At 66.1% G+C, this 6,761-nt stretch carries 8 protein-coding genes; 2 read left to right on the top strand and 6 right to left on the bottom strand.

The annotated features are described in order from the left end of the window. Positions 1-939: a TauD/TfdA dioxygenase family protein gene (locus CQY20_RS03275; RefSeq protein WP_097938211.1), complete on the bottom strand. Its 939-nt coding sequence runs from the start codon at positions 937-939 to the stop codon at positions 1-3. A gap of 209 nt (positions 940-1,148) precedes the next feature. Between CQY20_RS03275 and CQY20_RS03280 the strand changes: the two genes are divergently transcribed. After that, positions 1,149-1,718 carry a hypothetical protein gene (locus tag CQY20_RS03280; protein ID WP_097938212.1) on the top strand — a complete coding sequence of 190 codons (570 nt, stop codon included), beginning with the start codon at positions 1,149-1,151 and terminating at the stop codon, positions 1,716-1,718. 5 nt (positions 1,719-1,723) lie between these two features. Here the strand turns inward: CQY20_RS03280 and CQY20_RS03285 are convergent, their stop codons facing one another. From CQY20_RS03285 to CQY20_RS03300, 4 genes are read right to left on the bottom strand one after another with little or no spacing between them, the layout of a single operon-like run. Next, entirely contained in the window at positions 1,724-2,491 is a 768-nt protein-coding gene (locus tag CQY20_RS03285; protein WP_097938213.1) for an enoyl-CoA hydratase/isomerase family protein, read from the bottom strand. Next, positions 2,492-3,586, bottom strand: coding sequence for an acyl-CoA dehydrogenase family protein (locus tag CQY20_RS03290; RefSeq protein ID WP_097938214.1), 1,095 nt, complete (start codon positions 3,584-3,586; stop codon positions 2,492-2,494). It lies immediately after the preceding gene. After that, positions 3,573-4,388: an acyl-CoA dehydrogenase family protein gene (locus tag CQY20_RS03295; RefSeq protein ID WP_097938215.1), complete on the bottom strand. Its 816-nt coding sequence runs from the start codon at positions 4,386-4,388 to the stop codon at positions 3,573-3,575. Before CQY20_RS03295 ends, CQY20_RS03290 begins: the two co-directional genes overlap by 14 nt. Next, positions 4,366-5,769 carry a class I adenylate-forming enzyme family protein gene (locus tag CQY20_RS03300; RefSeq protein WP_097938216.1) on the bottom strand — a complete coding sequence of 468 codons (1,404 nt, stop codon included), beginning with the start codon at positions 5,767-5,769 and terminating at the stop codon, positions 4,366-4,368. The genes CQY20_RS03295 and CQY20_RS03300 overlap by 23 nt, the downstream gene beginning before the upstream one ends. Positions 5,770-5,881: 112 nt before the next feature. Between CQY20_RS03300 and CQY20_RS03305 the strand changes: the two genes are divergently transcribed. Continuing rightward, positions 5,882-6,163 carry a 2Fe-2S iron-sulfur cluster-binding protein gene (locus tag CQY20_RS03305; protein ID WP_097938217.1) on the top strand — a complete coding sequence of 94 codons (282 nt, stop codon included), beginning with the start codon at positions 5,882-5,884 and terminating at the stop codon, positions 6,161-6,163. On the opposite strand, the gene CQY20_RS03310 is transcribed toward CQY20_RS03305, so the two are convergent. After that, on the bottom strand, positions 6,118-6,761 hold a 644-nt coding region (locus CQY20_RS03310), incomplete at its 5' end, for a CoA transferase (protein WP_207767240.1). The genes CQY20_RS03305 and CQY20_RS03310 overlap by 46 nt on opposite strands.

A 6,761-nucleotide genomic window follows, 5' to 3' on the forward strand; every position in this document is an offset into this window, starting at 1 on the left:
TCACGCGGCTCCGAAGAACTCGCCTGAGATCGGCTCCGACCTGCGGCCGTCGGGTCCGACCGGAATGTCGCCCACCAGTGTGATGCGGTGCAGAACACGGTCGCCCTCAACATGTTCGAAGTCGCGAGGCGCCAGGTGCAGCGCGGCCCGGTTGTCCCAGAAGGCAACGCTTCCCGGCTCCCACTTGAACCGCACGGAATACTCGGGGCGGCGAATCTCCTCGAACAGCAGGTCGAGCACGTGCCGGCTCTCATGCGGCGCGAGGTCGACGATCTCGCGGGTGAAACCCGGGTTCACGTACAGCGCTCGTTCGCCGGTCTCAGGATGGACGCGGACGACCGGATGGATGGACGCCAGCGGGTTGGTGCGCACCAGGTCGCCGATCTTCTCGCCGCTGCGCTCAGCGCCCACGCTGGCCCCGAAGCGGTGTTCGGCTCGAAGCTCGTCGATGAACTCGCGCATCGGTTCGGAAAGGCCCTGATATACGGCAGCGACGTTGACGAACTGGGTGTCTCCACCGTACGGCGGCACCGTCTCGGCGCGCAGGATCGAATGCGACGGCGGATTGATCAACGGCGTCACGTCCGCGTGCCAGTTCGGTCCGTTCGGGCTCTGCCTCTTGCGGTATCTGGTGCCGTAACGGTGGTCGTACGCGGCTGGCGAGACGGTGTGGATCTGCGGGAAGCCGGGCGGCGCGGAGTCCCCCTCATACGGGTGGCCCGGCGTCACCTCGCCGAACTGCGCACCGAAAGCGATCTGCGATGCATGGTCGAGGTTCTGATCGCGGAAGAACACCACCTTCCACTGATGCAGCGCGTCTCGGATGGCGTCCTTCTCGTCGTCGGACAGCGGCGCGGACAGGTCCACTCCGGTGATCAGTGCACCGGTCCATCCGGACAACGGTTTCACTTGCAGCGCGGTTTCCGTCGCAACGGTCACTACTTCTCCCTTGAATCTGGTTGCGGATCAGTGATTCAGACGCTAACCCCGCTGCGCGGATGCGATACCGGTTTGAATCGACGTGAAAAGAACTGCGACCGCTCCGAGCAATGACCACGTCAAGTGCAGTAGTGCACTACTGAATCCACCAAGTTTCGCAGCGGCCACGATCGAACGATCACGCTCGCGACATCGAGGAGGGGCACTCAATGTTCGACAAGACTTTCGTTCGCCGGCTCGCCGTCGGTACAACGCTGGCCGCCGGAGTCGGCGTAGCGGCGATGGTCGGGGCGGGCACCGCCAGTGCGCTGCCGGGTATCTCCTACGACCGCGGCCCGGGCGACCCGATCGGAATCGGCGACAACTCGCCCAGCGGCGCCCAGGCGAATGCATCCGACGGCAACCGCGCACTGGCGATCAGCATCTTCCGGCCCGCCAGAGCCGAGGCGGTCGGCCAGAACAGGACGGGAAACCGGGTGTTGGCGGTCGACGGCAGCGCGGGCTTCCTCAAGGACTACATCGACCCGTACACCAACGACCATGACAACACCGTCATCGCGATCAACGGCACCGCCATGGTGCATGGCGGGTGGAACAACGTGATGGCCATCGGCGGCAAAGTCTCGAACAGAGTCCTCGTGACCTACCCCGATGGTTCGCAGCAGTTCGTGCCGAGCCACGGGGTACCGTTGCGCCCCAACACCGTTGTCGCGGTCTGCGGGCAGAGGCTCGCGGAGAAGCAGGACGTTTTCGAGACGTCCGGAAACTGCTTGCCGTAGCGGGTCTACTTGTCTTTGGCGATCAGCCCGTCGACGATCTTGTTGAAATCGGCGGTGCCGAACGACACGTACTCGGCGAGGTTCGCGTAGTCGAGCGAGGCCATCACCTTCTGCTCGAGCTGAAGGTTCATCAGTCGCTTGGTGGCCTCCACGGCCTGCTGAGGCAGCTCCATCAGCTTCTTGGCGCAGGTAATCGCCTCGGCCAGTGGATCTTCCACCACGTGATTCGCGAGCCCGAGTTCGACGGCGCGCTCGGCCTTGATCCGCACACCGGTCAGTGCGAACTCTTTGGCCTGCAGCAGGCTGATCTGTGAGCCCCACACCAGCGGCCCTCCGTCGGCGGCGACGAGGCCGATCTGCACGTGCGGGTCGGCGAAGTGCGCGCCCGGTGCAATGTAGACGACGTCGGACAGCGCTGCCAGGCTGCAGCCGAGGCCGACGGCGGGGCCGTTGACGGCGGCGATGACCGGTATCCGGCAGCGCAACATCCCGATCACCAGATCGCGGCCGTGCTTGATGGTCTTCTGCCGCAGCGCCTCGTCGTTGCGCAGCTCGTCGAGATAGTTGAAATCGCCACCGGCGGAAAAGGCCCGGCCCGCACCGGTGATGACGGCCACTCGCGCCGAGGCGTCTTCGTTGAGCTGCTCCCAGATCTTCGCGAGCCCGACGTGCAGGTTGTCGTTCACCGCGTTGAGCGCATCCGGCCGGTTCAGCGTGATGATGCGCAGTGCACCGTCGGCCTTGACGTCGATTTCGTCCGGCATTCCATACATTCAGACTCCTAATCCCAGGATGCGCGACGCGATGATGTTCTTCTGAATCTGGGACGTGCCACCCATCACGCTCTGCGCGCGGCTGTACATGTAGGCGCCGAACAACTCCTCGTCGCGGGTGCCGACGGTGGCCAGCGCGGCGTGGCCCACCGACTGCTCGACCCACGTCATCAACAGCTTGTCCAGCGAACCCTGCGGGCCATGGGTGAGGCCGTCGAGTTGTTCCGACAACCGCCGCCGCACATGCAGCCGCAACATCTCGGTCTGCACCCAGGCCCATGCGAGCTCACCGGGTGGCGGCCCATCGACCCGAGCAGCCAACTGGCGCACCAGCTTTCCGTACCGGGCCGAGAATCCCAGCGTTGACGGTTCACGCTCATGGCTGACGACCGTCATCGCCAGTTTCCAGCCTTCTCCCGGCTCGCCGACCATGTTCTCGGCGGGCACCCTGGCACCGTCGAACAGCACCTGCCCGAATTCCCTGGTGACGCCGCTGATCATCTTCAGTGGCCGCTGCTCGATGCCGGGCTGGTGCATGTTGACGATGAACGCCGAGATGCCCTTGTGCTTGGGCACGTCTTTGTCGGTGCGGGCCAGCAGCAGACACCAGTCGGCGATGTCGGAGTAACTGGTCCAGATCTTGTGGCCGTGGATGACGTATTCACCAGTGTCGGGGTCGAGCGTCGCCGTCGTGGTCAGCGATGCGAGGTCGGATCCCGCACCCGGTTCGGAGAATCCTTGGCACCACCTCTCCGTACCGTTGATCATCCCCGGCAGAAAGCGTTGCCGCAGTTCCTCGTTGCCGTGGTGGGACAGCCCGACAACGAGGTAACCCAAGCTGGGCCGGGCCGGGGCGCCCGCCTTGGCGATCTCCTCGTCGACGATGACGTCGTAGACCGGTGGCAGATCCTGACCGCCGTACTTCTTGGGCCACGAGGTGCCGAAGAAGCCGGCCTGATACAGCGCCTGGTGCCATTCGCCTTGGCGGGCCCAGTACTCGTCGCCCGAGGTGGGGAATCTGCCCTTCTGTTCGGTCAGCCAACCGCGCAACCGTTCCCGGAAGGCGGCCTCCTCCGGTGAGTCACGAAAGTCCAATGGACACCTCTTCGAGCTTGACGGGCCACGCCTCGCTGGCGGCCAACACCCTACGCAGGTAGACGTGGGCGAGGCATTCCCAGGTGTTGCCGATTCCGCCGTGCACCTGGATGGACGTCTCACATGTCGTCAAGGCCGCACGCGCACAATAGATCTTGGCCACCCGCGCAGCCTCGACCGCTTCAGCCGCAGGCAGTTCGTCGACCGCCCATGCGGCATGGCGAAGCACGCTGACGGAACCCTCGATCAGCGCAAGGCTCTCGGCCAGCAGGTGGGCGACGGCCTGATACGACCCGATCGTCGCCCCGTACTGCTCGCGCACCTTCGCGTAATCGCAGGCGAGTGCATGCGCGCCCCGTGCCGCGCCGACGATGTCGGCGCAGGTGATCGTCAGAGCGAGCGCCCGCCACCTGCCTGCGTCGTCGTCACTGAGCTCGCCGAGCTCGGGTGGTGACTCCACCACTTCGGCAAGGTCTCTCGTCAGATCCACCGTGCCTGGTTCGACCTCGGGCGGCGACGGTGCACGACCGATCCGGCGACCAAGGTCGTCCATCAGGACCGGACCGACGAAGGGCACGTCGACCAGTCCCCTGGCGAACTCCTCGGCGACCAGGGCCACCTCGACCCCGGAAGCACCGTCGGAGCGCAACGTGCGAAAACCTGTGTCGTCGATGGCCTTCTCCAGCCGCGCAATTCGGTCGGCGTCATCGAGGTCGGCCACCGAACCCGGGCCGAGGTCATCGGCCACCGCGGCGGCGGCGTCGCGCAACTGCCGCTGTTCAGCCGTCAGCCGGACGTCCATGCTCCTCCTTCAGCACTCGGCGCAACACCTTTCCAGAAGGCAGCCGCGGGATATGGGCAACGAAGACCACACGGCAGAGCTGCTTGTACGACGCCAGCCGGTCGGCGACGAGCGCTTTGAGTTCGTCCGCGTGCACCGATCCGTGCGTTGCGACGGCGGCGACGATCGCCTCACCGTCGGCCGGATGGTCGACACCGAAGACGGCGCAGTCGTCCACCGCGGGGTGTCCGTGCAACACGGCCTCGATCTCGGCTGGCGCAACCTGGAACCCGCGCACCTTGATCATCTCCTTCGCCCGATCCGTGATGCGCAGCCAGCCCTCGTCGTCGAGGTATCCGACATCGCCGGTCCGGTACCAGCCGTCCGAAAAGGCCTGCGCCGTCGCCGAATCAGGCAGATAGCCGGCCATCACCGAGTCGGACTTGACCTGGATCTCGCCGATCTCGCCCGTTGAGACGGGTTGGCCGTCGTCGAGCGAGGCGATGCGTACGTCGACGCCAGGCACCGGACGCCCAACGGTGTCGAGGCGCGCGCCCTTCAGTGAATTGCAGGAGATGACCGGAAGCTCGCTGGTGCCGTACGCGGTCACCCAGTTCACGCCCACCCGTTCGGTGACGGCCTCGGCGACACTCTGGGTGACCGGCGTCGCGCACCACATGACATACCGCAACGAGGTCATGTCATAGGAATCCAGCTTGGGATGCGCGGCCAGCGCCAGCGCGATGGGGGCGACGGCCATTTCGATCGTGATGCGGTCGGTTTCGATGTGATGCAGCATCTGGTCGATGTCGAAGCGGCGATGCAGCCGGATCCAGGCCCCGGTGTCGAGCGCCATCACGATGTTGAGCAGGCCGAGGATGTGCGACGGCGGCGTGACGATCTGCATGCGGTCGGCCGACGTCAGGCCCAGCGCGTCACGCCAATGGCGCACGGCCACCGCGAAGCCGCCGTGAGTATGGCGAACCGCCTTCGGCATGCCGGTGGTACCGGAACTGAACACGAACAGCGCGTCGGACTCCGGGGCGGGCGCAGCGAACGAACGCCGGGCCGGCGCGATGGGCTCGTCCAGCGACAGCATGGGCATCAGCTCGCCCAGCACCGGATGATCGCCGACGGCATGCGTCGGCGCTGTCAGCGCGAGCGCGTTGCGCACCTCGGCCTCCCGCCAGGCCGGGCTCAGCAGCACCGCGGCGGCGCCGAGCTTCCAGATCGCGCGCAACGCGATCACGAACTCGGGCCGGTTGGACGACATCAGCGCGACCCGATCGCCTGCGCCGACGCCGCGACCCTCGAGCGTTGTGGCCATGCCGTCAGCGAGTGCGTCGAGCTCGGCCAGGGTGTATTCACGCTCGTCAAATGCGAGGGCGGCCGGTTCGCTCATCGCGGCTCACCCACCCCTCTCGACGTTGCGGAACCTACCGAGAACACACTATCCTAGAGCGAGAATAGTATTCTCTTAGAAGCAGAATCTCAATGGCGCAAGGAGACGCTGGATGACCGTCGAGGGGACTGTCACGATCCTGCTCGACCGGAAGAAGGCTTCGGTGCCGCGCGTCGAGAACGAGACCCTGCTGGAGAGCGCCAGACGGGCAGGCCTGTCGCCGCCCTTCAGTTGCGAGGCGGGAAACTGCGGCACCTGCATGGCCCGACTGGTTGAGGGCAAGGCGACCATGCGCGTCAACGACGCGCTGGATGAGGACGAAGTGGCCGAGGGGTACATCCTCACCTGTCAGGGCGTGCCCGAGTCGGAGTCGGTGGTCGTCGAGTACGAGTGAGCCGCGCGGGCAGGACCGTGCTCGTCGAGCTGCGGCGGCGGCAGGTACTCGGGCTCGTAGCCGGACACCCGGATCGGGCTGCGCACGAGGCGGAATTCGCCCGCTGTCACGACCACCTCGGGCATCGCCTCGAGCGCATCCGGAAGTGAACGCACCGCAGCGGCCGGGATGCCGAGCGGGCGCAGCCGCGCCTCCCAACCCTTCGCGCTGTCGTTGGCCAGCGCCGCGGTCACGACCGCGAGCACCTCGTCGCGGTTGGCCGCGCGCTCAGCCATCGTCGGGAATCCCTCGATATCCGCCTCCGCGGCGAACGACCGCCAGAACGCGTCGTGGGTGATGAATAACGCGAGATAGCCGTCTGCGGTCGGAAACAGTTGCGCGGGAACGTAATACGAGTGCGCACCATATGGGTGGCGTTGCGGTGCCACGCCGTCGTTCAGCCATGCCGACGCGCGGTAGTTCAGTTGCGACAGCACCACGTCGCGCAGCGACACCTCGACCTGGCCGCCGCGGCCCGACACGATCTGCGACACCAGCCCCAGCGCCGCCGTCAGCCCCGTCGAATTGTCGGCAGCCGAATAGCCGGGCAGGGTGGGCG

The sequence above is a fragment of the Mycolicibacterium agri genome (genome assembly GCF_002553505.1).
Lineage (GTDB): Bacteria > Actinomycetota > Actinomycetes > Mycobacteriales > Mycobacteriaceae > Mycobacterium > Mycobacterium agri.

Coding starts and splice junctions, on each gene's coding strand:
- CQY20_RS03285 (WP_097938213.1), bottom strand. CDS start 2,491: ATGTATGGAATGCCGGACGAAATCGACGTCAAGGCCGACGGTGCACTG.
- CQY20_RS03305 (WP_097938217.1), top strand. CDS start 5,882: ATGACCGTCGAGGGGACTGTCACGATCCTGCTCGACCGGAAGAAGGCT.
- CQY20_RS03295 (WP_097938215.1), bottom strand. CDS start 4,388: ATGGACGTCCGGCTGACGGCTGAACAGCGGCAGTTGCGCGACGCCGCC.
- CQY20_RS03280 (WP_097938212.1), top strand. CDS start 1,149: ATGTTCGACAAGACTTTCGTTCGCCGGCTCGCCGTCGGTACAACGCTG.
- CQY20_RS03300 (WP_097938216.1), bottom strand. CDS start 5,769: ATGAGCGAACCGGCCGCCCTCGCATTTGACGAGCGTGAATACACCCTG.